This window comes from Paraburkholderia fungorum, assembly GCF_046027605.1.
Lineage (GTDB): Bacteria > Pseudomonadota > Gammaproteobacteria > Burkholderiales > Burkholderiaceae > Paraburkholderia > Paraburkholderia fungorum_F.
Window position 1 is genome coordinate 44,478 of record NZ_JAQQEF010000009.1, and the last position, 24,793, is coordinate 69,270.

Here is a 24,793-nt window from a genome sequence, read left to right on the forward strand (position 1 = left end):
CTATTTTTTTCGTTTGAACAGACCGACATCGACGTGCCCGCGCCTGGTATCAAACATGGCGAGCGGTTGGAAAGACAGTTTGGGTAGCACAGACATCCCGATTGATATGATTGTTGGGTGGCAGTCCTAATGGTGAAATCTGCAACCTGATGCTCCGGATCGAACCTCAGCCAAACTATTGGAGCGTCATGACAATGTCTTGCTCGCATGCTCCAGATCCACCCGCCAGTCCTGGACGGGGGATTGAGACGTAAGCTAACTAGACCATATTGTTCCGGCAATCTACACTTGGGCTATGAGTAGATAGAAAGAAGGCTATGGGTTAATGCTTGCATAAAGTTTTCTTATCGGTTCTCGGTGTTGTCCCGCTCAGTGTTGTCCCGGATATCGGCGGACTCATAACCTTCCTTCTACGAACCCATAGCTTTTTGACGAGTGGCCGTGGGCGTTCCCGCGATCGTAGAATCGAAGCGTCAGCGTGAGACTCGTGAAATGAGTTTGCGAATTTGCGAGTTCATGAGTTCGCGGCCGGATCCCTTGCATTCAGGAGAATGTCGATGCGCATTGTCGATTCGCACTTTCATTGGTGGCCACGGTCCATTTTCGAGGCGCTGTGCAAGCGGGAAGGTTTCCCGCGCGCCGAGCCCAACGGCCGGGGCGGCTATAAGTATTGGCGCGCCGACAACGGCGTGCCGGGTTTTGACCTTGGCGCCGACTGGTTCGACATCGAGAAGCAACTTGCACGCATGGATGCAACCGGCCATGAGATCGACGTGGTGTGTTCGATCGGCCCGTTCTCGGTTCACTTTTCCGATCTGCCTGTCGAAGAAGGCCGGGCGGCGGCCATGCAGTGGAATGAAGAAATGGCCGACGCGCAGCGCCGCTATCCGGGTCGCGTGTGGGCGAGCGCGGCGGTGCCGCTAGTCGACACGCAGGTCGCGCTGGAAGTGCTCGAGCATGCGATTACCCGCCTCGGGTTGATGGGCGTGAATCTGCCGGGCAGCATCGGCGCGGATCCGCGTATCGACGCCGAGCGGCTCGAACCGTTTTATGCGCGCGTCGAGGAACTCGGCATTCCCATGTTTCTGCACCCAACCGACGCGGTCTTCAACGATATTCTCGACGGCTACGATGGCGCGCTCTATCTGAGTCTCGGGCGCGTGATCGACGTCAGCGTGTCCGCTTGCCGGCTGATCCTGTCGGGGCTGATGGAGCGCCATCCGGCGCTGAAGATCGTCATGTCGCACACCGGCGGCGCGTTACCGTATCAGGCTGGCCGCATGGACAAGAATTCGAAGAAGGCCAGGCTGCCACAGCCGCCGAGCACCTACATCAAGCGGATGTACACGGACACGGTGTCGCCGCACGAGATGGGGGTGCGCTTCGCGGTCGAATTCTATGGCGCCGATCATGTAATGTACGGCAGCGACTATCCATGCTGGGATCCGGATGCCGCGTTGAAGGTGCTGCGCGAAGCGGGTCTTTCGGAAGCGGATCAGAACAAGGTGCTGGGTGAAAACGCGCGGCGCATTCTGAATCTGCGTGAGCCGGCTCACGTGTGATGCGCGCGTAACGCGCGGTAATAATTCTTCGTGATGCCGGCGCCGGTTTTCAGAGAGGCGAGATCGGCGTCAGCGTGGCGACGCCGACGCCGACGCCTCAAGCATGTAATCCCTCCGAGCGCCGCATCATCTCGATCAGGTTGTCGATTTCCGGCAATTCCGGGCGCACGCGGCGCGCATAGTTGAGCGTGAGATACATTGGCTCGACGTCGACATCCAGTTCGACCAGCGAGCCTGCCGCGATATCCGGCTGCAATGCACGCCGTAACGCACAGGCGATCCCCATGCCGGCCACCACCATGTCACGTACCGTGCCCATTTCCTGGGCCTGTGACGCGATGATCGGATCGGTCAGGCCCACCGCGCGCAGCTTCTCCGTAATCATCCGGCCGAAATACGACAGCTCATAGGCCGCGACGAACGGATAGGCCGACAGCGTATCGATCGAAATGTTTTGCGCTTTCGCCAGCGGATGGTTCGGCGGCGCGACGAAGGCGAGCCGATAGCGGCCCATCTGCTCGGTCTGCAATCCCGGTACTTCACCGTTGCTGAGCATGAACACGAGGTCGACCGCGCCTTTCAGGAACAGTGCGTGGACTTCCTCGAACGTGCCGGTGCGTACGATCAGCTCGACCTGCGTGCGCAACGACGTGAATTCTTCCAGTGGCCGCCGCAGCAGTGCGTTCGCGACAAAGCGTTGCGCAGCGAAATGAAGCTTGCGTTTGGATTGCCCCGCGTCGGACGAAATGGCCCGCGTGCGCGCCAGCGTGTCCACCGCATAGGCATAGAAGTTACGCCCGACCGGTGTGAGCTGCGGGGAAACACCAGGATGGCGCTCGAACAGCGGGCCGCCCACTTTGCTCTCCAGTTCGCGCATGTGAACGCTCACCGAAGGCTGCGTGATATCGAGCGCGCTCGCAGCCGAACCGAAGCCGCCTGTGTCGACGACCGCGACGAAAACTTCGAGGCCCCGCATCGTGACCGGTCGCATTTACTTCCCCTTGTGAAGCCTGTTAGCTCATAGCCATCTTACTATGAACTCATAGCCCGATAGCGGATTGCCCGGCCTGGCACCCCTCATTTAGTCTCGTTTAACAAACAAAAAAACGTCGGCCCGGCAGCGGGTCACCTGTCGTGCGAACACCGGACGGGCGCTCAGTGATACCTGGCATCCCGGCATTCCGGCATCCGTTAACGTGGAACTGCAAATGAACCTGATAGGCGTAGACATCGGCGGTACCTTCACTGACCTGGTCGGCTATCGAGAGGGCGAACTCGTGCTCGCGAAGACGCTCACCACGCCCGCGAACCCAACCGAGGGCGTGGCGCATGCACTCGATCTGGCCGGCACCCGGCTAGGTGAAATCGACGAGTTCCTGCATGGGTCGACCATCGCGATCAATACGGTACTCGAGCGCAGCGGCGTCGCCACCGCATTGATCACGACCCAAGGCTTTCGCGATGTCTACGAGATCGGCCGCGGCAACCGGCCCGACGCATTCGATATCCACTTCAAGCGGCCGCGCCCGCTGGTATCGCGCGAGTTGCGCTACGAAGTGCAGGAGCGGCTCAACGCGCGCGGCGAGGTTCTGACGCCGCTCGACGACGCCGAAGTGCTCGCGCTCGGCGAGCAGCTTGTTGCTGCGGGCGTCGAATCGGTCGCGGTGTGTTTCCTGCATTCGTACGCGAACCCGGTGCATGAACGGGCGGCCGGCCACGTGCTGCGTGAAGCGTTTCCGAAGCTGTTCGTCACGCTGTCGCATGAGATTCTGCGCGAATGCCGCGAGTATGAGCGCACCTCCACGACGGTGCTCAACGCCTACGTCGGGCCACGCGTGCAGCGCTATCTGCGCACGCTCGAAACGCATCTGCGCGAACGCGACTTCAGCGGTGCGATCCATATGATGCGTTCGAGCGGCGGCAGCATGTCGCTCGCGCATGCCTGCGTCGAGCCGGTCTCGATGATGGAGTCCGGACCGGTCGCCGGCATGATCGGTGCCGGACATATCGCCAGATTGCTCGGTCTGCGTCAGGCGATCGGCTTCGACATGGGCGGCACCACCGCGAAGGCGACGCTGATTACGGATGGCGAGATGTCGATCGAGGAGGGCTACTACATCGGCGGCTATGCGACGGGCCAGCCGATGCAGTTGCCGGTCGTCGCGATCGTCGAGGTCGGCACCGGCGGCGGCAGCATTGCATGGCGCGACGGCTCGGGCGGCCTGCACGTCGGTCCGCAAAGCGCCGGTTCGGCACCCGGACCGGTGTGCTACGGGCGCGGCGGCGCGGAGCCGACCATCACCGACGCCAACCTGGTGCTCGGCCGCCTGAACGCGGGCCGTTTTCTCGACGGCGGCATGGCGCTCGACGCACCCGGCGCCGAACGTGCGATCGCGTCGCGCGTTGGCGAACCGATGAGCCTGACGACGGCGGAAGCGGCAATGGGCATCGTCCGCATTGCCGATTCCGCGATGGCGCTGGCGGTGCGCGCGGTGTCGGTGCGCAAGGGCGTGGATCCGCGCGAGGCCGCGATGATCGCGTTCGGTGGCGCCGGGCCGGTGCACGCGGCATCGCTGTGCAAGGAGATCTACATTCCGACGCTGGTGATTCCGAAGCTGCCCGGCAACTTCTCGGCGCTCGGCATGCTGCTCGCACCGTGGCGTCATGATCTGGTGCGCACGCTGGTCGGCACGCTCGGACAAATCGATTCACAGGCCGTCGCCGACGCGTTCGAGGAACTGCGCACAGCCGCGCGCAAGCAACTCGCCGGCGACGAGCTCGACGAGGCCGCAGCGCAATTCGAGTTCGGCGTCGATCTGCGCTACCGCGGCCAGGAGCACAGCATCACCGTGCCGCTCGCCGCGCCCGACGCGCTATCGCACACCAACACCGACATGCGCCACCGCTTCGACGAACTGCACGACAAGCGTTACGGCCATTCAGCGGTGGGCGAAATCATCGAGGTCGTCAATCTGCGTCTGACGGTCACCGTCGAGCGCGCGAGCGGCTCGGTCGACAACCTGCTCGGGGCCGCACCCGAAGTCGAAGCGCCGCGCGCAGAGCAGACCCGCGACGTGATCTTCGACGATCCGGCGCGGCCGCTTGCCACCCGCATCCTGTGGCGCCCGAGTCTCGCACCCGGCTTCACGGTCGAGGGACCGGCGATCATCGAGGAACCGCATTCGACCACGGTGCTGTTTCCGGGCGACGTCGCGCGTGTCACCGAACACGGCCACATCGTGGTCGCCATCAAACTTCCGGAAGAGCAAACGCAATGACAGCCGACTCCACCTCAGCCGCACCGCTCGCGCACGACTCGACACCGGGGCCTTCGACCGCTCGCCGGGTGAATCCTATTACGCTCGAAGTCGTGACGAACTCGCTGATCGCATACGCGGAAGAAATGGCGCTCGCGCTCTGCAAGTCCGCCTACAACATGATGATCTACGAGGTGCGCGATTTCTGTTGCGGCCTGATCGACACGGACGGGCGGATGATCTGCCAGAACTCCGGCGGCCTGCCGATCTTTCTCGCCGATCTCGACATCGCCGTGCGCGACGGCATCGAGCGCTTCGGCCTCGACGGTTTCGCGCCGGGCGACGTGGTGATCATGAACCACGCCGGCGTGTGCGGACAGCATCTGAATAACGTCGTGGTCTACACGCCGTGCTTCTATGAAGGCAAGGTCGTGGCGTTCGCGGCGAACCGCGCGCACTGGGTCGACGTCGGCGGCCTGCGCACCGGTTTTGGCAACGTGCAGACCTACGAGATCTTTCACGAGGGCATCCAGATGCGCTCGATCAAGCTGTACGACGCCGGCAAACGCAACGAAGGCGTCTGGCAGATGATCTCCGACAACATCCGCTTTCCGGAGGCGTCGCTCGGCGATCTGCGCGCGCAGATCGCGGCATGCCAGCTCGGTGGACGCAGGCTCGCGGAACTGTTCGGGCGCTATTCGATTGCGACGGTGCGCGACTGCATCTCCGCTTCGTGGGATCAGGCCGAGGCGGAGGCGCGCGCGGTGGTCGAAAGCATTCCGGACGGCGTGTACAGCGCCGAATCGCATCTGGACAGCGACGGCCGCCGCCTGAACGTACCGTTGCGCGTGAAGGTGACGGTCAAGGTCGAAGGCTCGAATCTGACGATCGATTACTCGGAGATGAACGAGCAGGTGCCTGGGCCTTTGAACTCGGGTTATTCGGGCGGGCTATCGGCGGCGCGCGTGGCGTTCAAGTGCCTCACGATGCCTCATGCGCCGGTCAACGAAGGCTGCTTCCGGCCGCTCACGCTGATCTCGCCGCTCGGCACCATGCTCAACGCCCGGCCGCCGGCGGCACTCGGGCTGTGGAGCGTCGCGCTGCCGACCGTGATCGATACGCTGTTGCGCGCGCTGACTCCGGCGTTGCCCGAGTTCATCCCGGCCGCGCACAAGGGCGACATGGGCGGCTGCTCGTTCTACGGCCAGCGCGAGGAAAACGGCGAGCGCTACGTGCTGATGAATATCTTCGGCGGAGGATGGGGCGGCCGCGATACGGCCGACGGCGAATCCGCCTCGGTGTCGATCTGCCAGGGCGATGTGCGCAACACGCCGGTCGAGTTGCAGGAGATCCGCTATCCGTTCCTCGTCGAATGCCATCAGTTGCGTGCGGATAGTGGTGGTCCGGGCCGGCAGCGCGGCGGACTCGGCGTCGAATTGCGCTATCGCTGTCTGCAGAACAGCACGGTCAATATCAACCTCGAACGGATCATCGATCCGCCGTGGGGCGTGGGCGGCGGCAAGCCGGGACGCAGCAACGCGTCGTTGATCCGCAGCGGCAACGGCAGCGAGCGCTCGGTCACGAAGGAGAGCAACGTGGTGCTCGGCAAGGGCGATACGGTCACCTTCTGGACCGCCGGCGGCGGCGGCTATGGCGATCCGTTCGAGCGCGCAAAAGAGGCGCTGGCGGAAGACGTGCGCCTCGGCTACGTGAGCGTCGAAGGGGCCGCGCGCGATTACGGCTACGAAATGGAACCGCGGGAGAACGTTTCGTGAGCACGGCATTGTCCGACGAGCGGCGCGCGCGTCTGCGCGCGGCGATGCGTGATGCCGGACTCGATCTGCTGGTCGTTTCCGGCAACGCATGGCGCAGCGACTATCTGCGCTTTGCCCTCGATGTCACGCCGATGGAAGGCGAGGCGGTCGCACTTTTCGCACGCGATGCGCGCACGCGGCTGGTGGTCGAGCATCCGTTCGAGGCGGCGCGTCTCGCCGCCGAGCAACCGTCCTACGACGTGCTGTGCGCGCCGAACGCGGCCGCTTATGCCGCGTCGCTGTTGGCCGCGGCGGATCCGTTGCGCACGGCCGTGGCCCCGGCGCATGCGACACCCTGGTGTCTGGCGCGCGGTGCGTTCGGGTCCGGTATCGATGCGGCAACGAAGCTGCTCGACCGGCTGATGGTCGCGAAGTCGGCCGCCGAGGCCGCCGCGGTCGCGCGCGCCGCCGCGCTTGCCGATGAAGGCTACAAGGTGTTTCGGGCCGCGTCGCGAGTAGGGCGCCGCGAGTACGAAGTGATCGCCGACGTCGAGGCATGGCTGCGCGCGCAAGGTTGTCGGGAGAACTTCATCATCATGGGCTCGGGCCAGCAGGAAGTGCGCAGCATGCATCCGCCCGGCGAGCGGCGCCTCGCGCCCGGCGATCTGGTGACGACTGAACTCACGCCGTGCGTCGACGGGTACTACTCGCAGATCTGCCGCACGTTGACGATCGGCGAGCCCACCGACATCCAGCGGCGCGCCTTCGCGGTCTATGTCGAAGCGATGGAGGCGGGCATTGCGCGGGTGCGTCCGGGTGTGACGCATGGCGAGATTGCCGTCGCACAGAACGACGTGTTCCGCCGGCACGGCCTCGGCGACTACGTGAGCGCCGAATATACGCGCGTGCGGGGCCATGGCATCGGCCTCTATGTCGACGGTCCGCATGTGCTTGAGGGCGTCGACCAGGTGCTGGAGCCGAACATGACGCTGATCGTGCATCCGAACACCTACCATCCGGACGCCGGCTATATCGTGCTGGGCGACACGGTGCGCGTCACCGAAACCGGTTGCGAAGTGCTGACGGCGACGTCCCGCGAGCTGTTTTCCGTCCCCGTTTGAAGCTCATTTGAAGCCCATTGAACCCGTCGACGGCGCGAGCGGCTCCGCGCGCCTCGATATCGAGGAGTGAATTCATGCGTCGTGGACTCGTCAGCTGGTCGCGCGAGGAGCTTTCGCAAACCTCATTGGACGCGCGCGTGGGCCGGCTTCAGCAGGCCATGCGCGCGCAGCGGCTGGATGCCGTGCTCGCCTACGGGTCGTTTGCGCAGCCGGCCGCCGTGCAGTGGCTGTCGAATTTTCTGCCCTATTGGGGCGATGCGATGCTGGCCGTGTTTCCCGAAGGACCGCCGATCCTGCTGACGGCACTCACGCGCCGTGTGCATCCATGGATTCACGCGGTGTCCCATACCGGCGGCGTCATGACCGCGCCGCGACTTGGGGCCAACGTTCAGGCACTGCTCGACGAGCGGGTGCCGGTGGGTCAGCGCATCGGGGTGATCGCACTCGAGACGCTGCCGTGGCCCGTCGCGAAGCAATTGATCGACGCAGGGCGTGGCGAAACGCTGGTCGACGCGAGCGAACTTTACGCGACGCTGCGGCAGCCGGCGGATCAGGCCGAAATCGACCTCGCGGTGCGTGCGGTGTCGATTGCTCGCAGTGCAATGCGTGCCGTCCCGGCCGACGCGCACTGCACCCCCGGGGTGATTGCCGCGATCGAAGCCGCGGCGCGGCTCGCGGGTGCCGAAGAGGTGCTGCAACGGATCGCGCCGGATCTTGCGGCGGATCCGACGCCACGCCGCATCGAGGGTCATGTGCCGCTGGGCGCGCGCTATGCGATCGATTTGTCGCTTGCGTACAAGGGCGTGTGGGTGCGCGCCGCGCGCTGCGTTGTGCGTGAGACGTTGCCTTTGCCGGCGTCGATACCGCTGTCATTGCCGATGCCAGTGCACATGCCAATCTCGTGGCAACGCGCACAGCGCTGGTTCGCGGCGACGGCCGCCGTGTTTCACGCCGATAGTGAAGAACCGAATCTCGACGGCGCGCCCGGCGAAGTACAGGACTGGACACTTGAAGCCTGCATCGGGCTGCATTCGCTCGAACGGGTCGCCTCGCGACACACCGGCCGCCTGCACGCGCTGCCGCCCGGTGCGCTCGCGATGCTGTCGGTCGAGTTGCGGCTCGACGACGGCCCATGGCGTGCCAGCGTGCCGCTGGTGATGGGGCGAGCCGGTGAGCCGAGCCGCTTGCTCGACATTTAGTACTCGACCTTTAATCGCGCCTGATGAAAACCTCCCCCCTGCTTGACGAGCTTGCCGCGTTCACGGCTGACGCCTCGGCCGGCGCCGGTCGGGACCGGCTTGCGCTGCATCTGGCCGACGCGTCGATCGCACTGATGGCCGGCATGCGCAGTACCGAGGGCCATGCCGTCGCAGCCTTGATCCATCGCACCGAAGCCTCGCCGCTTGCGCATAGCGCGCGCCTCGCCGCCGTGATGCGGCTCTCCGAGATCGACGACATCCACCGGCCGAGCGCCGTCACCGCCAGTGCAATCGCCGTGCCGTGCGCGCTCGCGATGCGTGCGCTCGCAACCGACGCTGATCCGGCGCGTTTCATCGATGCGATTTTCGTGGGTCAGGAAGTGGCGCTGCGCCTTGCACTCGCGATGGGCGGTGCGGCGTTGCTCGCGCAGGGACTGTGGCCGAGCTATCTCGTCGCACCGTTTGGCGCGGCGGCCACCACGGCCCGGCTGCTGGGACTGAACGCGGCTCGCACCGCCGAGGCTCTCGCGATGGCGCTTGCGCAGACACCGCGTGCCGTGGGCCGCTCGCCGCGCACGCCGTGCCCTGGACGCTGGGCGTTGTTCGGCAACGCGGTGCGTGCGGGTTGCTTCTCCGCGTTGGCCGCGGCGGACGGTATCGATGGTGACACGGGTTTGCTCACCGAGGGGTGGCTGGCCGGCATTCGTGGTGCGCCGGCTGACGCGACGCCACTGCGCGAGCTCGATGCCGCGTCACCGCTGAGTGCGCAGACCAGCATCAAACCGCATTGCAGCGCGAAGCAAAGTCTTGCCGCGATACACGGCTTGCGCGAACTGCTGGCACGTGGACTCGAGCCGGCGCGTATCGACGCGATCGAGGTTGAGGTGCCGAGCGCTTACGCCGGCATGATTGCGCGTGAATCGCCGGCGGTGAGCCGCATTGCGAGCATCGTCAGTGCGCCGGGACAACTGGCGCTGGCCGCGCTGCGACCCGCATTGCTCGACGATGTATCGCGGGACACGCTCGACTGGAGTGGGCCGCTCGGCGCTTTCGCCGCGAACGTCACGGTGCGCGCGGAGCCGGCGCTCGATGCGTTGTATCCGCGGCAATGGCCCGCGCGTGTCACGGTGATCGCCGGGCAGCGTCGCGAGCAGATCCTGGTGGTGGACAGCCCGGGCGATCCGGCCTTGCCGTTCGATGCCGCGGCGTTGATCGACAAGGCGACGCGAGTGATCGGCGGCAGGCGCGGCCGCGCACTCGTGCAAACCGCGATGAACGCATGCCACGACGCAAGCGCGCTCGAAGCGCTGTGTCACACGTTCGATGTGCCGGTCCGCTAGCGGGGAACGAGCGATAGCGCGTGGCCAGGGGGCGGTGGCAAGCGGGACTTAGTGCTCCAACTACGCTCAATGTTCCAACTGCGCTCAATGCTCCAACTGCGCGGACGTCGCCCGCGGCACCGTGTGCACCGTCAGATCGCCAGGCCTGCCCATGCGCTCGTACCACAGCTCGACGAAGCCGAGTGCGGCCGGCGACAGCGAATGCTCGGCATGCGTGATCAACTGGATATCGCGCGGCACCACGGGTTGTTCGATACGCCGCGCGGTCAGCGTGTGATAGGCGAGCGAATCGAGCAGCACGGCAGGTAACACGGCCACACCGAGATTGGCCGAAGCGAACGACAGTGCCGTCGACAGATAGGACACTTCGTAAGCCGGCGACAGCTTCTCGCCGCGTGCGCGCAACGCTTCATCGATCAGATCACGAATGCCGTTGCCTTGTTTGACGGTGATGCATGGCAATCCCAGCACGTCGTCCCATGTGACGCGATGCTGGCGCGCGAGCGGCGAATCCGTGAGGCAGATCGCGCTGATATGGTCGCGCGTCAGGCATTGCAGTTCGATGCCTTCCGGCTTACTGCCGAGCGTGCCGATGCTGAACTCGACTTCCTCGCTGAGCACCGGCGCCGTGAGCCGGTCGGGTGCCACGTCCTGCATCGCGATCTCGACCTCGGGATAGCGAATCCGGTAGTCGGCGAGCAGCGTGGGTAGGACGGCGGCCGCCACCGATGGTGTGGACGCGAAACTGAGGCGGCCGCGGCTGCGTTCGGTGACGCCGCGGGCGCCCGCCTTCAATGCATCGAGGTCGCGCAGCATGCGCTCCGCGGTCGGCAGGATCTCGTGCGCGGCGGCAGTGGGGCGCAACGTGCGCGACGTGCGGTCGAACAGCTTGATGCCGAGTCCGTCTTCGAGCTGCTTGATCAGCACACTGGCGGCAGATTGCGTAATGAACATCTGGTCGGCAGCACGCGTCAGGACGCCGAGCCGGTAGGCGAGAACGAATGCTTGCAGTTGCCGTAGGGTCGGATTCATGAGTCCACTTTATGCGGGCATGTTTATATTTCGTTGGTCTTTATGAATGATGCACCGTAAATTCAACTCTCACAAGGAGACAACGGGTGCGCCCCTCATGACCATAAGAAACGCACAAGTGCTGATCGTCGGCGCCGGTCCGATCGGACTGACCATGGCACTCGATCTCGCCGCGCGAGGCATCGACGTGACGGTGCTCGAAATGCGTCGGCCCGGAGAGCCACCCAGCGTCAAATGCAATCACGTCGCGGCGCGCTCGATGGAGATCTTCCGGCGCCTTGGCGTCGCCGCGGCGGTTCGCGCTGCGGGATTGCCCGACGACTATGCGCACGATGTCGCCTATCGCACCACGGCCACCGGCATCGAACTCACCCGTATTCCGATTCCGAGCCGCCTTGGGCGCCTGCGTGGCGATCCAGGCCCGGATACGCGCTGGCCGACCGCCGAGCCGCCGCATCGCATCAACCAGATCTATCTCGAACCGATCCTGTTCGAACACGCTGCCGCGATGCCGCGCGTGACGATCATCAACCGGATCGAAGTGACCGGTTTCAGCCAGCATGCCGAGGGCGTGCAGGTCTCCGCCCGCCGTCTCGACGATGGCGCCACGCTGAGCTTCGATGCACGCTATCTGATCGGTTGCGACGGTGGCCGCTCGCTGGTGCGCAAGGGCATCGGTGCGTCGCTGGTCGGCGATGCGGTAGTGCAGCGGGTGCAATCGACTTATATCCGCGCGCCGCGTCTCATCGATCTGTTCAGATACGCGCCGGCGTGGAGCACCTTCTCGCTGAATCCGCGCCGCAGCGGAAACGTGTACGCGATCGACGGCCGCGAGCGCTGGCTGGTGCACAACTACCTGCGCGATAGCGAGGCGGATTTCGAATCGGTCGATCGCGACCGTTCGATTCGCGACATCCTCGGCGTCGATGACGCCTTCGAATACGAAGTTATCAGCAAGGAAGACTGGTTCGGCCGACGGCTGGTCGCCGACCGCTTCCGCGATGGACGCGTGTTTCTGTGCGGCGACGCCGCGCATCTGTGGGTGCCGTACGCAGGCTACGGGATGAACGCCGGCATCGCCGATGCCGCGAATCTCGCGTGGTTGCTGGCCGCGCATCTGAACGGCTGGGGCGGCGAGCACATCCTCGATGCGTACGAGGCCGAGCGCATGCCGATCACTGAACAGGTTTCGTACTTCGCGATGAATCATGCGCATGCCATGGCGAAGCAGCGCGGCAGCGTCCCCGTCAACATCGAGGCGCCCGGCGCCGAAGGTGATGCGTTGCGCGCCGAGCTTGGCCGCCGTGCATACGAACTGAACGTGCAGCAGTACAGCGCAGCCGGCTTGAACTTCGGCTACTTTTACGACAAGTCGCCGCTCATCGAATACGACGGCGAAGCGGCACCTGTGTACAGCATGGGCGAGTTCACCGAATCGACTGCGCCGGGCTGCCGCGTGCCGCATATCGTGCGCGCGGACGGCACCTCGCTGTACGACGAAATGGGCACGGATTACGCGTTGCTGCGCTTCGATACATCGATCGATGTGGCGCCGCTGATCGACGCCGCCCGCCTGCGCGGCATGCCGCTGCGCGTACTCGATATCGCGCCGCACGAACAGCGCGCGCCATATCGCCATGCATTGCTGCTTGCGCGGCCCGACCAGCACGTCGGCTGGCGCGGCGACGCACTGCCCGCGGATCCGCTCGCGTTGATCGATCGGCTGCGCGGCGCCATCCGCTATCAATAATCTCAACCTGAAGGGTTCGAACATGCCTTATACCGGTGGTCAAATGCTCGCGGCGTCGCTGATCGAGCAAAACGTCGATACGCTCTTCATGATTCCGGGCGTGCAGCTCGACTGGGCCGTCGACGCACTGCGCGAACGGCAGGACCAGATCAAGCTGGTGGTGCCGCGCCACGAGCAGGCAACGACCTATATGGCCGACGGCTACTACCGCGTGAGCGGCAGGCCCGGCGTGGCGATGGTCGTGCCGGGTCCGGGCGTCCTGAACGCGGGTGCGGGACTTGCCACGGCCTATGCGGCCAATTCGAAGGTGGTGCTGATCGCCGGCAACGTGCATTCGCACGGGATCGGCGCCGGCTATGGCCTGCTGCACGAGATCAAGGACCAGACCGGGCTGATCGCCGGCCTGACGAAATGGAATGCGAACGTCGACGATCCGGCACAGATCGGCGCGGCGATGCATGCCGCGTTTGCCCAACTGCATGCGGGCCGGCCGCGTCCGGTCGGCATCGAGGTGCCGCACGACGTGCTCGAGGCGCGCGCCGGTGCCACCCCGGCCGACACCACGCGCTGGCGTGACGCCGCGTCGCCGCCGGCCGCCGCGCCGCTCGATATGGAAGTCGTGGGCCGCATTGCGAGAGCCATCGACGAAGCGCGGCTGCCGGTGCTGTACGTCGGCGGCGGCGTGATCGCGGCGAACGCGAGCGAAGCGCTGGCGCGTCTCGCACACAAGGTCGGCATGCCGGTCGTGCTGAGCGACAACGGGCTTGGCGCGCTGTCCGATCGCGATCCGCTGGCGATGAACACGCTCGCCGGCCGCGCCGTGTTCGAGCACGCGGATCTGGTGGTCGTGGTCGGCAGCCGCTTCATGAACGCGCTGCATCCGTCGCCGTCATGGAGCGCGGCAGGCACGCGCTTCATCCACATCAACATCGACGCGGACGATCTACGTGCGCCGCGCCGCGCGGCCATCGCGTTGCAGGCCGACGCCGCCGAAGCGCTCGGCGCGCTGGCCGATGCCGTCAAGCCGCGTGAAGTGCTGACCCAGGCGGAAGCGCGCGGACTGAAAGAGTGGGCCCAGGCGCAGATCGACCGGGTGACGCCGCAGGTCGACTACATCCGCGCGATGCGCGCCGCGTTGCCGGAGGATGGCATCTTCGTCAACGAGCTGACGCAGGTGGGTTATCTGTCGCGTATCGCGTTTCCGATCTACACGCCGCGTACCTATGTCGGCCCCGGTTATCAGGGCACGCTCGGCTACGGCTTTCCGACTGCGCTGGGCGCGGCTGTCGGTGGAGGCGGGCGCCGCGTGCTGTCGATCACCGGCGACGGCGGCTTCGGCTGGAACCTGCAGGAACTCGCCACCGCGCGCAAGTACAACCTGCCCGTCACGTTGGTGGTGTTCAACGACGGCCATTTCGGCAATGTGCGCGCAATCCAGAAGCGCGTGTTCGGTCCGGACAACCAGGTTGCCGTCGAGTTGCAGAACCCCGATTTCGTTGCACTTGCGCAGGCGTTCGGCGTACCCGGCGTGCGCGCCAACTCGGCTGCCGCATTGCAGGCGGCGATCACCGACTCGCTGAGCCAGAACGGCCCGGTGCTGATCGAGGCGCCGGTCGGCGAAATGCCGAGTCCGTGGCATCTGATGCGTTTGCAGCCGATGCCCGGCGTCAAGGTGCCGGACGCGGGACCGCATCCGCTGTCGTCGCGCCCGCCGGTGTGAGCGAACGCAGTTGACACTGCGCCAATGTTTCAGCGGCATGAGCCGCTGAAGCACAGCGCGGCCACCGCGCCGCCAGAATCCCAATACAACGCCAGACAAGACGGAGAAACCGACATGAACGCCGATGACATCGCGCGGCTCGTGGTCGACAGGACGGACGAAGGCATCTTCACGGTCAACCGCGATATCTTTCGCGATCCGGAGATCTTCGAACTGGAGATGCGCTTTATCTTCGAACGGGGCTGGGTGTTTCTCGGTCTCGCCTCGCAGGCGCCGCAACCGAACGACTACTTCACGACCTGGCTCGGACGCCAGCCGGTGATCGTGATGCGCAGCGCGGAGGGCGAACTCGGCGCGTTCATGAACACCTGCCGCCATCGCGGCGCGCAGATTTGCCAGAAACGCCAGGGCAACGCGCGCTATCACGTGTGCCCGTATCACGGCTGGTCGTACGATAGCAGCGGCAAGTCGAAGACGATCAAGGACCTGCAGTCGGGCTGCTACAGCGACGCGTTTCATGCGGAGAATCACGATCTCGTGCCAGTGCCGCGCTTCGAGCAATATCGCGGCTTCCTGTTCGGCTGCCTCGATGCGAACGTTCAGTCGCTCGACGACCACCTGAACGATGCACGTTTCTTCCTCGATCTGGTCGTCGACCAAAGTCCCGATGGGATCGAGGCTGTGCCCGGAAGTTCGACCTATACGTTTCGCGGCAACTGGAAACTGCAGATGGAAAACGGACTCGACGCCTATCATCTGACGTCGACCCATCCGAGCTTCATGAAACTGGTCGAGCGGCGTAACTCGAGTGAATCGCGCTATCAACTGAAGTCCGTCGATTTCGCGAGTTTCACCGAGCGCGGCGGTTTCACGTTCGAGAACGGTCATGCGGCACTCTTCACGCCGAACCCGAATCCGCAGATCCGTCCGCTCTATGCATCAATCGACGAGTTGCAGGAGCGGGTCGGCAAAGACCGCGCCGCATGGATGCTGACCACCCGCAACCTCGTCCTGTTTCCGAACGTGCAGGTGGCGGAGAATGCGTCGCTGCAATTGCGGGTGATCCGTCCGCTGGCGCCGGATCTGACGGAGATGACCATCTACTGTCTCGCGCCGGTCGGCGAATCGGATAAGGCGCGTGATTTCCGCTTGCGCCAGTTCGAAGATTTCTTCAACAGCACCGGCATGGCGACGCCTGACGATACGACCTGCTACGAAGATTGCCAGGCCGGTTATCGCGCACAGATCGTGCAATGGCAGCAAGGCTACGCGCGCGGGATGACGTCGGTACAGGCCGGCACCAATGAGATCGGCGAACGCATCGGCATTCAGGCGCGCACGAGCCAGATGGGCGAAGTCAAAGTGCAGGACGAAACCTTGTTCCATGCGGGCTATCGTGCATGGGCGGAGATGATGACGGCGGGGCTTGCCGCCGAACATGCTGAACGTACTGAACGTGCCGCGCATTCAGCGTCGGCTGCGCATCCGTCAGTACAGCCGGTGGTCTTTCGCAAGGAGGCGTTGTGAATCAACCCCTATTGGCGGAGATCACCCAGTTCCTCTATGCCGAAGCCCTCGCACTCGACGAGCGCCGCTGGGACGACTGGCTCGCGCTGTATCGCGAAGACTGCGAATACTGGGTGCCCGCGTGGAAGTCGGAAGACGAGCAGACCAGCAATCCGCGGCGCGAACTGTCGCTGATCTATTACGCGCATCGCGCGGGGCTCGAAGACCGGGTGTGGCGCGTGAAATCGGGCCGCTCGGTTGCAAGCGCGGTCCTGCCGCGCACGCAACACCTGATCTCCAATCCGCGCATTGTCGAAGACGATGGCGCGGCTGACCGTGAATCGGCCGGCACTGGCGTGCAGACGGTGCACGTGGCGTGCGAATGGACCACGCATCAATATCAGCCGAAAGATCATACGGTCGAGATTTTCTTTGGCCGCTACCGGCAAATCCTCGTGCGCGACGGCGAGTCGTGGCGGATCGCGCGCAAGCGGATCGTGCTGCTGAACGATTATCTGCCGGCCCGGATCGATTTCTACAGCCTCTAACTGAACACGCCACGTGCTCGCCACACGTGGCCATGGCGGAGCATACCTATGTCGATACCCCCATCCTCACGCAAGGTCGAGCAACAACTCACGATCGCGGACAACGGCCTCAAATGGCCGGAACCGCCCGTGTTCGAGAGCAAGGAAGACGAGCGCCGCGACCGCAAGATCCGGCTCGCCGCGTGTTACCGGATCTTTTCGATGCACGGTTTCGACGCCGGCATTGCCGGTCACATCTCGTGCCGCGATCCCATCCTCACCGATCACTTCTGGGTCAATCCACTGGGCGTGCACTTCAGCCGTATCCGCGTATCCGATCTGGTGCTGGTCGATCACACGGGACGGATTGTCGACGGCATTCATCCGATCAACGCGGCGGCCTACGCAATCCATTCGCGCATTCATCAGGCTCGGCCCGATGTCGTGGCGGCTGCGCATTCGCACTCGCGTTACTGCACCACGTATGCGTCGTTCGGTGAACTGATTCCGCCGATCACTCAGGAAGCGGTCGGCTTCTACAACTCGCATTCGTTGTTCGACGGCTACAACGGCATCGCCGCCGATACTTCCGAAGGCGATCTGATCGCCCAGGCACTTGGACCGAATAAGGCCGTGATCTGCCGGCATCATGGGGTCTTCACTGTCGGTGAGACGCTGGAGGAAGCGGTCTCCTGGTATCTGCGCGCCGAGCGGGCGTGCGAACAGGTCCTGCTCGCGCGCGCCGCCGGCACGCCGAAGCAGATCGATCCCGACATGGCTGCTTATACAGTCAAGCAGGTCGGTTCGCCGCGTGCGGGCTGGTTCGGTTTGCAGCCGCTGCTCGACAAGGTGCTCGCCGAGCAGACCGATCTGTACGAATGAGCATGACGTCACACGGATCGGTTGAGCGGCCGGCGGCAGTTCCGCTCGGCGGACTGCCATGAAGATCTGCGTATTCGGCGCCGGCGCGATCGGCGGCCTGATCGCGGCGCGGCTCGCGGCGAGCGGCACGCCCGTGTCGGTAGTCGCACGCGGCGCGCATTTGCAGGCGATACAGCAGCGCGGCCTCGTGTGGCGCGAGCGAGACGATGAACGGGTCGTGCGAGTCAAGGCAAGCGCCGATGGGCACGCATTCGGTCCGCAAGACTATGTGATCGTCGCGCTGAAAAGCAACGCGCTGCCCGGCGCATTGCCGGCGCTCAAACCGTTGATGGGTGAACACACCGTACTGGTGCCCGCGATGAATGGGGTGCCGTGGTGGTTCTTCAACGGCTTCGGCGGCACGCTTGCCGGCATGCAACTCGACGACGTCGATCCCGGAGCGCGGCTCGGTACGCAGATCGATATCGCGCGGGTGCTGGGCTGCGTAATCTATCTGAGCGCGCGCGTGCCGGAGCCCGGTGTCGTTGAACACATGGGCCGTGAAGACATCGAACTGGGTGAGCCCGACGGCACGCTATCCGAGCGCGCCGAACGTTTGCGTGCGTGCCTGGCTTCCGCCGGTTTTGCGTGCCGGACGAGCGTCGATATCCGCAGCGCGATCTGGAACAAGCTGATCGGCAACGCCGGTCTGAACCCCGTTGCGGCGTTGACGCACGCGACGCTCGACCGGATCATCGACGATCCGGGTGTGCGGACCCTACTGCTCACTGCCATGGACGAAGTGATCGCGGTCGGCACCGCGCTTGGCTTGCGGATCCGGCAATCGTCATCCGAACGGCTGGAGATGGGCCGTTCGCTGGGCGCGGTGGAAGTGTCGATGTTGCAGGACGTCAGGCATGGCAGGCCGCTCGAATATGAAGCGTTGTGCGCGGCGGTGGTGCGAATCGGCGAACGGGCGGGCGTGCGAGTGCCGACGCTGCGCGCGCTCGCCGCGTTGATACGGCTGCGCGCGCAACAGATGTAGCGATTCGCTTAAGCGCAGCGGTAACGCCCCTCGTCATCCCGCGTAATGCCTTGCGCGGCCTCGTTGTCCTCGAGCCAGCGCACGATCTCGCGGCCGTCGGTCGAACCGCTTGCGGCCATCAGATCGGCGAACAGTTTCGGCCCGTCCTGCAAGGCGGCGTCGAGCGAATCGAAGCGCGGTGCATCGAACGTGGGCGGAGCAGGGACGCGATGCTCGAACGAGCGTGTCGCGCCAGGTGCCAGCAACGGCAACGTCAGGTCGAAGCCGGCTTTCGCGGTAGTGGTCGCACCACTCAGCGACGGATCGAGTGGCATGGCGCGCATGCCCGCCTGGATCACCAGATCGCGGTCGGCCTGGAAGCGCGTGGCGAGCGCCCAGTCCATCTGCGCGTCGGAAAAGATGTCGATGTCGGGATCGACGACGAACACGTGCTTGAGATTCGCCTGCGAGGCGAACACGGCGGCGATCGCATTGCGCGCCTCGCCCGGCACGCGCTGCTGGATTGCAATGCGCACGTTGAAGGTGCCGCCGCAACTCGGCGTGACATAGACGCCGCGGATTTCGCGCACGGCCGTTTCGAGCCCGCGCCACACCATCACTTCAGTGCGCAGCGCACAGAGCTGCGCCGTGTCGGTCTGCGCCATGGAAGGGCCGCTGATGGTCGCGGTCTGGAACAGCGGATTGCGGCGATGCGTGATCGCGGTCAGATGGAACATCGGATTACGTTTGACGCCGCCGTAATAGCCGAGGAATTCGCCATACGGGCCTTCCGGTTCGACATGGCCGCGTTCGTCCAGATAGCCCTCGAGGATGAACTGCGCGTCGGCCGGCACGCGCAAGTCGCTGGTGACGCACTTGACCACGCCCATCGGCGCGCCGCGCAGCGAAGCGGCAAGCGCCAGTTCATCATTCGGCAGACGCAGCGTGGCGGCGAGCTGGTCGATCGGATGTGAGCCGACGGCGAACGCAACCGGCGTACGCTCGCCGCGTTTCGCATTGGCCAGATAGATCGCGCGCAGATCGGACGGCGCGACGAGATCGACACCGGCACGGCGCCGCCCGCGCAGCATCAGGCGGCGCATGCCGACGTTGCTCCAGCCGGTTTGCGGATCCACTGCGTAGTCGATCGATGCCGAGATGTACGGCGCACCGTCCAGACCGTGCTGAAGATGCACGGGCAACGCGGTCAGATCGCACGCCTCGCCTTCGAGTACCACTTCCTGCACGGGCGCAGCTTCGCGCGGCACGTCGACGAGTACGCCCGGCTTGCGCAACCGCGCCACGATCTCGCCAAGCAACTGGTCGCGGGTGGTGCCGAACGCGTGCGCAAGACGTTCGCGGCTCCCGGCGACATTGCCGCACAGTGCGATTGTTTGGTCGCCGGGCCGCTCGAATAGCACGGCTTTCGGATTGCCTTCGAGCACATGTGCGATCCGCGACAGCGGCACGTCTGCGCTGTGCCGTTCGAGTTCTGTGTCGTCGAGCGAATCGATGAAGCGGCGCAAATCGAAACGCTGCAGATCGGGAGTGGGGCTGTCGTTATCTGGGGTGGTCAAAAGAGGTCTCCTGCGTGAACAGAGCGGTGCCGTGCGATCTGCTGCGGTGTAGTGCGCTGTGATGTGACGTATTACGCACGGCTTGCATGGGGTTGATCTGCGCCTTCTGCTGTGAGCGTCTTGTTGTTGATTGAAGGACGGTGGTCGTGATGTCGGAAAAGTATAGTCAATCGATAACGCTGTGCCAATGCACTTCGCGAATAAACAGATCGATGTGCCAGGCACGTTCGATCATCAACATAACTTCATCGTCACATTGAAACTTTTCGTTTCTGGACTGCGAAACGTTCCAGTAGAGTGAGATGCATCTGGCGATGGTGTGGAGACGTCGATCGCCTCGCGAACCGGTCAAACAGGACAATGAAAATAGTTATCGTGGGTGCCGGACTCGGCGGTCTGACCGCGGCGCTGGCGTTGTACAAGCACGGCTTTGACGTGACGGTTCTCGAACAGGCGGCCATGTTGGGCGAGATCGGCGCGGGCGTGCAACTGAGCTCGAATGCGACGCGCGTTTTGTACAACGTCGGCGTGGGCGAACGGATCGAGCCGCTCGCGTGCGAACCGCTCGGCAAGCGCGTGCGTTTGTGGAGTACCGGGCAGACGTGGCCGCTCTTCGATCTCGGTGCGCATTCGCGCGAGCACTATGGTTTCCCCTATTTCACGCTGCATCGCGCGGATTTGCATCAGGCGCTCGTCGATGGCGTGCGCGCGATCGATGCCGATGCAATTCACCTCGGCGAAAAAGTCGTCGAACTTCGGCAGCACGAAGGCGGGGTGACGGTGCGCACCGCGCGCGGCGTGGAGTACGAGGCCGACCTCGTGATCGGCGCCGACGGCGTGCATTCCGTTGTGCGCGGCGCGTTCTTTGGGCCCGACGCACCGCAGTACTCCGGAATCATGGCGTGGCGCGGCGTGATCGACGCTACGCGCTTGCCGGAGCATCTGCAAACACCGTATGGCGTCAACTGGGTCGGACCCGGCGCGCACGTGATTCACTATCCGCTGCGCGCGGGACGTCTGGTGAACTTTGTCGGCGTGGTCGAGCGCGACGGGTGGACCGTCGAGTCGTGGTCCGAGCGCGGTAGGCTTGACGATTGCCTGCGCGACTTCGACGGCTGGCACAGCGACGTGCAGATGCTGATCCGCGCTATCGAGATACCGTACAAGTGGGCGCTGATGGTGCGCGAGCCGATGTCGCGCTGGGTCGACGGCCGCGTCGCGCTGCTGGGCGACGCCTGTCATCCGACCTTGCCGTTTCTCGCGCAAGGCGCGTGCATGGCGATCGAGGACGGCTATGTGCTGGCTCGCTGTCTTGCGCATCACGCTTCCAGCATTGACGTTGCGCTTGCGCGGTATCAGTCGCTGCGTACGGAGCGCACCGAACGCGTGGTGCGGGGTTCGGCCGCTAACGCGAAGCGCTTTCATAATCCGGAGCTCGCGCATGCGGCTGGCGCGGCGGCGTATGTGGAACGTGAGTGGACTGAAGAGAAGATTCACGAGCGGTATGACTGGTTGTTTGAGTACGACGCTGATGGTGTCGCGGTTGAATGAGGTGAGTTCTGTGATGTGTGGCCGGACATCACGCACGCTTCTCTTCTGGAGACAAACATGATTCATCTGCGAGTCGGCGATATCGTCACGCACAATGCCGGACACTCGCCCGATGCCGCCGCATTGATCGAAGACGATCGCGTCGTTAGCTGGCGCGACCTCGATCTCAGTACCAATCGAATTGCCAACGGACTGGCGTCGCTCGGATTGGCAAAAGGCACGCGCATTGCCACGGTCATTCGCAATGGCGCGGCGGCGGTCGAAATGATCTTCGCGCTGGCAAAGGCCGGCGTGCTCGCCATCCCGGTCAATTACGGACTGACACCCGCGGAAGTCGCGGTGCTCCTCGACGATTCGTTGCCGAACGCGATCATCGTGGATGCGGAGTTCCTTCCAGCATTCGGCGATGTGCTCGACCGTCCCGGTACGACGATCATCGTGCGCGGCAATGCGGCATTGCGTACGGGCTGGATCGACTATCGCGAGCTTGAGCAGGCCGCAGCCGATACACCGCCGGAGGCGAATGTCGAGCCGGACGATCTGCGCATGATCCGCTACACCAGCGGAACGACGGCCGCGCCGAAGGGATGTCTGGGGACGCATCGGCAGATCCTGTCGAGCATCGACAACTTCCTGAAGCAGATGCCGGTTCCGCAAAGTGGGCCGTTCCTGCAGATGCTGCCGCTGTTTTCAGGTGCGGGTATCTGGATGTCCATCGTTGCCGCCTATCACGGCGTCGCCAACGTGTTGATACCCGACTTCAATCCGCAAGTCGTTTTGAACGCAATCGCCACGCACGGTGTCGCGCATACCTGCGGCGTGCCGACGATGGTCAGCCGCCTCACCGAAGAACTGGAAAAGGGCGAGTACGCAGTCGAATCGTTGCGGCTCTTCGGCTACACGGGCGCGAAGATGCCGCCCGCCACGATCCGCCGCGCGCTTCAATCGTTCGACTGCGGTTTTTATCAGGGCTTCGGCGGCGGCGAGATGGGCGGTCTCGTCTCCTATCTGATGCCCGACGACCATCGCGCCGCGCTCGGCGGCGACGCGACCCGGCTCGCGTCGGTCGGCCGCCCCGCCGGTTACGTGGAAATCCGCATCCGCCACCTGAGCGACGGCACGCCACTGCCCGCGAACGAGCCGGGTGAAATCACCGTGCGTTCCGCCAGCAATTTCTCGGGCTATCTGAACCGTCCGGAGGATACGGCGAAAACGCTGCGCGGCGAATGGGTCTTTACCGGCGACGTCGGCTATCTCGACGACGAGGGCTATCTGTTCGCGGTCGATCGTGCCAAGGACATGGTCATCACTGGCGGCATGAATGTGTCGTCGGCTGAAGTCGAAGCGGCGCTCTCCGAGCATCCGGCCGTCAAGGCGGTGGCCGTCATCGGTTTGCCGAGCGAGGAGTGGGGCGAGGCGGTCACCGCCATCGTCGTGCTGCGCGAAGACGGCAACGTGAGCTCGACGGAGTTGATGCAGTTCGCCCGTCAGCGTCTTGCCGGCTACAAGTCGCCGAAGGCCGTGCATTTCGTCAGCGAGTTTCCGCTGAACAGCGTCGGCAAGGTGCTCAAGCGCGAGCTCCGTGAACAGTTCGCGGCCACCGGTCAGCGTTGAATCGATCGTTTTGATATCTGGAAGGAGAGGTTATGGCATGGGAACTCAGCCGCTCGGCAGGCCCGCGTGGTTATCTGGTCGAAAAGGACGAGTTTGAGACGATCGACATCACAATGCCGGTTGAAGGCATCGCGAAGCTGACGCTGAATCGGCCGGAGAAGCTGAACGCGTTCAATTCGGCGATGATCGGCGAGATTCGCGCGGCGATGTGGCGGCTCAACTATGACGACAGCGTGCGCGTGATCGTGGTCACCGGTGCGGGCCGCGGCTTCTGCACGGGCCGCGACGTGAAGGAGCTGCAGGGCGAGCGCCGCATGCCGCTGCCGCAATATCGTGCGTACGTGCGCGCCAATCACGACATGCTGGATGATCTCGAGTCGATCGAGAAGCCGGTCATTGCGGCGATCAACGGCGTGTGCGCGGGTGGCGGCATCGAGCTGGCGGCGTCGTGCGATTTTCGCTTCGCGTCGAAGCAGGCCACCTTCCTGTTGCCGGAAATCTTCATCGGTGTGATTCCGGCTTCCGGCGCGTGCTCACGCATGATCCAGATGATCGGCATCGAGAACGTGAAGGACCTGGTCATGACCGGCCGTACCGTCGACGCAGACGAAATCCGCAGCATGGGCTTCGTGCGCCGCGTGGTCGAACACGAGCAGCTGGAGGCGCAAGCGTTCGCGTATGCGAAGCTGCTGATGAAGGGCGCGCCACAGGCGGTCGGCATCGGCAAGCATGTCACCAACACATGCCAGAACATCGATACCGAAACCGGCCGCGTGCTGGAGCGTCTTGCGCAGTCGTCGCTGGTCGGCACGACCGATTCGACCGAGGGCGTTCGCTCGTTCCTCGAAAAGCGGCCGCCGAAGTTCACCGGCCGCTAGGCATCGTCGCGAGCGTTTGTTTTTGCGAAACGGCGTTGTGAGAAATCACAACGCCGTTTTTTTGGGCCTGGCGAAACGTTGTGCAATGCAGAATCGTTTCGTCGTTAGATAGTCGGGTCGATTGGCGTCGATGCCCCGTTAGTGCCCATGTCCCCCATGGCCGCCACCGCCACTGCTCCACGAACTGCCGCCGCCGTGGCCGCCACCACCGCCGTGCCAGCCGCCGCCTCCGTGTCCGCCATGCCAGTAACCGTGGCCCCCGTGGTAATAACAGCACGAGCCGCCCCAGCCGCCCCAGATGTTCACCGAGCCGTAAGCCGGTCCATACACGGGCCCGTAACCATAACCGTAGCCGTAGTAGCCGGGATAGTAGGGTTGCGCATACGCGTAGTCGTATCCCGGCGCGACTACGCACCCGGTCAGACTCGCCGCCACCGCTACCAGTACGATTGATGCAATGCGCCTGCTCACGATTTTCTCCCGCGATTTTCGCCGCGTATAAGAGTGAGAAATGCGGCGA

General features: G+C 64.3%; 19 protein-coding genes. 15 read left to right on the forward strand and 4 right to left on the reverse strand.

Translation table 11 applies throughout. From position 1 onward, the window contains the following. The first annotated feature begins 557 nt into the window (after positions 1-557). Positions 558-1,562, forward strand: a complete 1,005-nt coding sequence (locus tag PQR53_RS16685; RefSeq protein WP_408455774.1) for an amidohydrolase family protein — start codon at positions 558-560, stop codon at positions 1,560-1,562. A gap of 97 nt (positions 1,563-1,659) precedes the next feature. Here PQR53_RS16685 and PQR53_RS16690 read toward each other — a convergent pair whose 3' ends face one another. Continuing rightward, the gene (locus tag PQR53_RS16690; protein WP_408455776.1) at positions 1,660-2,553 is read right to left on the reverse strand and encodes a LysR family transcriptional regulator; all 894 of its coding nucleotides are present in this window, start codon (positions 2,551-2,553) and stop codon (positions 1,660-1,662) included. Between the two features lie 217 nt (positions 2,554-2,770). On the opposite strand from PQR53_RS16690, the gene PQR53_RS16695 reads away from it, so the two are divergent. From PQR53_RS16695 to PQR53_RS16715, 5 genes are all read left to right on the forward strand, one after another. After that, entirely contained in the window at positions 2,771-4,840 is a 2,070-nt protein-coding gene (locus PQR53_RS16695) for a hydantoinase/oxoprolinase family protein (RefSeq protein WP_408455779.1), read from the forward strand. Then, a complete protein-coding gene (locus PQR53_RS16700; RefSeq protein WP_408455782.1) occupies positions 4,837-6,594 on the forward strand; it encodes a hydantoinase B/oxoprolinase family protein in 1,758 nt (585 codons plus the stop codon). The genes PQR53_RS16695 and PQR53_RS16700 overlap by 4 nt, the downstream gene beginning before the upstream one ends. Next, the gene (locus PQR53_RS16705; protein ID WP_408455785.1) at positions 6,591-7,694 is read left to right on the forward strand and encodes a M24 family metallopeptidase; all 1,104 of its coding nucleotides are present in this window, start codon (positions 6,591-6,593) and stop codon (positions 7,692-7,694) included. Before PQR53_RS16700 ends, PQR53_RS16705 begins: the two co-directional genes overlap by 4 nt. A 74-nt stretch (positions 7,695-7,768) precedes the next feature. Continuing rightward, positions 7,769-8,893 (forward strand): aminopeptidase P family N-terminal domain-containing protein, encoded by a 1,125-nt coding sequence (locus PQR53_RS16710; protein WP_408455788.1) that lies wholly within the window; start codon positions 7,769-7,771, stop codon positions 8,891-8,893. A 23-nt stretch (positions 8,894-8,916) separates the two neighbouring features. Further along, positions 8,917-10,233: an MmgE/PrpD family protein gene (locus PQR53_RS16715; protein WP_408455791.1), complete on the forward strand. Its 1,317-nt coding sequence runs from the start codon at positions 8,917-8,919 to the stop codon at positions 10,231-10,233. A gap of 84 nt (positions 10,234-10,317) precedes the next feature. Here the strand turns inward: PQR53_RS16715 and PQR53_RS16720 are convergent, their stop codons facing one another. Next, positions 10,318-11,265, reverse strand: coding sequence for a LysR family transcriptional regulator (locus tag PQR53_RS16720; RefSeq protein ID WP_408455794.1), 948 nt, complete (start codon positions 11,263-11,265; stop codon positions 10,318-10,320). Between the two features lie 97 nt (positions 11,266-11,362). On the opposite strand from PQR53_RS16720, the gene PQR53_RS16725 reads away from it, so the two are divergent. The 6 genes from PQR53_RS16725 to PQR53_RS16750 all read left to right on the forward strand — a co-directional run bounded on the left by PQR53_RS16725 (position 11,363) and on the right by PQR53_RS16750 (position 18,674). Beyond that, positions 11,363-13,015, forward strand: coding sequence for an FAD-dependent oxidoreductase (locus tag PQR53_RS16725; protein ID WP_408455797.1), 1,653 nt, complete (start codon positions 11,363-11,365; stop codon positions 13,013-13,015). A gap of 22 nt (positions 13,016-13,037) precedes the next feature. Continuing rightward, the gene (locus tag PQR53_RS16730) at positions 13,038-14,735 is read left to right on the forward strand and encodes a thiamine pyrophosphate-dependent enzyme (RefSeq protein WP_408455800.1); all 1,698 of its coding nucleotides are present in this window, start codon (positions 13,038-13,040) and stop codon (positions 14,733-14,735) included. 114 nt (positions 14,736-14,849) lie between these two features. Then, entirely contained in the window at positions 14,850-16,262 is a 1,413-nt protein-coding gene (locus tag PQR53_RS16735; RefSeq protein ID WP_408455803.1) for an aromatic ring-hydroxylating oxygenase subunit alpha, read from the forward strand. Next, positions 16,259-16,789, forward strand: coding sequence for an aromatic-ring-hydroxylating dioxygenase subunit beta (locus PQR53_RS16740; RefSeq protein WP_408455806.1), 531 nt, complete (start codon positions 16,259-16,261; stop codon positions 16,787-16,789). Before PQR53_RS16735 ends, PQR53_RS16740 begins: the two co-directional genes overlap by 4 nt. 48 nt (positions 16,790-16,837) lie before the next feature. Beyond that, on the forward strand, positions 16,838-17,650 hold the full coding sequence (locus PQR53_RS16745) for a class II aldolase/adducin family protein (RefSeq protein ID WP_408455809.1): 813 nt from the start codon (positions 16,838-16,840) through the stop codon (positions 17,648-17,650). A gap of 58 nt (positions 17,651-17,708) precedes the next feature. Beyond that, positions 17,709-18,674, forward strand: coding sequence for a ketopantoate reductase family protein (locus PQR53_RS16750; RefSeq protein WP_408455811.1), 966 nt, complete (start codon positions 17,709-17,711; stop codon positions 18,672-18,674). Positions 18,675-18,682: 8 nt separating this feature from the next. On the opposite strand, the gene PQR53_RS16755 is transcribed toward PQR53_RS16750, so the two are convergent. Continuing rightward, positions 18,683-20,230: a UbiD family decarboxylase gene (locus tag PQR53_RS16755; RefSeq protein ID WP_408455814.1), complete on the reverse strand. Its 1,548-nt coding sequence runs from the start codon at positions 20,228-20,230 to the stop codon at positions 18,683-18,685. Positions 20,231-20,590: 360 nt separating this feature from the next. Between PQR53_RS16755 and PQR53_RS16760 the strand changes: the two genes are divergently transcribed. The 3 genes from PQR53_RS16760 to PQR53_RS16770 are packed head-to-tail and all read left to right on the forward strand — an operon-like array spanning position 20,591 to position 24,273. Continuing rightward, on the forward strand, positions 20,591-21,781 hold the full coding sequence (locus PQR53_RS16760) for an FAD-dependent monooxygenase (protein ID WP_408455816.1): 1,191 nt from the start codon (positions 20,591-20,593) through the stop codon (positions 21,779-21,781). A gap of 57 nt (positions 21,782-21,838) precedes the next feature. Beyond that, on the forward strand, positions 21,839-23,395 hold the full coding sequence (locus tag PQR53_RS16765) for an AMP-binding protein (protein WP_408455819.1): 1,557 nt from the start codon (positions 21,839-21,841) through the stop codon (positions 23,393-23,395). Between the two features lie 32 nt (positions 23,396-23,427). After that, complete coding sequence (locus tag PQR53_RS16770; protein ID WP_408455822.1) at positions 23,428-24,273, forward strand: enoyl-CoA hydratase/isomerase family protein; 846 nt, start codon at positions 23,428-23,430, stop codon at positions 24,271-24,273. Positions 24,274-24,411: 138 nt separating this feature from the next. On the opposite strand, the gene PQR53_RS16775 is transcribed toward PQR53_RS16770, so the two are convergent. Continuing rightward, on the reverse strand, positions 24,412-24,744 hold the full coding sequence (locus tag PQR53_RS16775; RefSeq protein WP_408455825.1) for a hypothetical protein: 333 nt from the start codon (positions 24,742-24,744) through the stop codon (positions 24,412-24,414). Positions 24,745-24,793: the final 49 nt, after the last annotated feature.

Excerpts from the sequence above, each read along its gene's own strand:
- PQR53_RS16685 (WP_408455774.1), top strand. The coding sequence starts at position 558 with ATGCGCATTGTCGATTCGCACTTTCATTGGTGGCCACGGTCCATTTTC.
- PQR53_RS16690 (WP_408455776.1), bottom strand. The coding sequence starts at position 2,553 with ATGCGACCGGTCACGATGCGGGGCCTCGAAGTTTTCGTCGCGGTCGTC.
- PQR53_RS16695 (WP_408455779.1), top strand. The coding sequence starts at position 2,771 with ATGAACCTGATAGGCGTAGACATCGGCGGTACCTTCACTGACCTGGTC.
- PQR53_RS16700 (WP_408455782.1), top strand. The coding sequence starts at position 4,837 with ATGACAGCCGACTCCACCTCAGCCGCACCGCTCGCGCACGACTCGACA.
- PQR53_RS16710 (WP_408455788.1), top strand. The coding sequence starts at position 7,769 with ATGCGTCGTGGACTCGTCAGCTGGTCGCGCGAGGAGCTTTCGCAAACC.
- PQR53_RS16715 (WP_408455791.1), top strand. The coding sequence starts at position 8,917 with ATGAAAACCTCCCCCCTGCTTGACGAGCTTGCCGCGTTCACGGCTGAC.
- PQR53_RS16720 (WP_408455794.1), bottom strand. The coding sequence starts at position 11,265 with ATGAATCCGACCCTACGGCAACTGCAAGCATTCGTTCTCGCCTACCGG.
- PQR53_RS16725 (WP_408455797.1), top strand. The coding sequence starts at position 11,363 with ATGACCATAAGAAACGCACAAGTGCTGATCGTCGGCGCCGGTCCGATC.
- PQR53_RS16730 (WP_408455800.1), top strand. The coding sequence starts at position 13,038 with ATGCCTTATACCGGTGGTCAAATGCTCGCGGCGTCGCTGATCGAGCAA.
- PQR53_RS16735 (WP_408455803.1), top strand. The coding sequence starts at position 14,850 with ATGAACGCCGATGACATCGCGCGGCTCGTGGTCGACAGGACGGACGAA.
- PQR53_RS16745 (WP_408455809.1), top strand. The coding sequence starts at position 16,838 with ATGTCGATACCCCCATCCTCACGCAAGGTCGAGCAACAACTCACGATC.
- PQR53_RS16750 (WP_408455811.1), top strand. The coding sequence starts at position 17,709 with ATGAAGATCTGCGTATTCGGCGCCGGCGCGATCGGCGGCCTGATCGCG.
- PQR53_RS16760 (WP_408455816.1), top strand. The coding sequence starts at position 20,591 with ATGAAAATAGTTATCGTGGGTGCCGGACTCGGCGGTCTGACCGCGGCG.
- PQR53_RS16765 (WP_408455819.1), top strand. The coding sequence starts at position 21,839 with ATGATTCATCTGCGAGTCGGCGATATCGTCACGCACAATGCCGGACAC.
- PQR53_RS16770 (WP_408455822.1), top strand. The coding sequence starts at position 23,428 with ATGGCATGGGAACTCAGCCGCTCGGCAGGCCCGCGTGGTTATCTGGTC.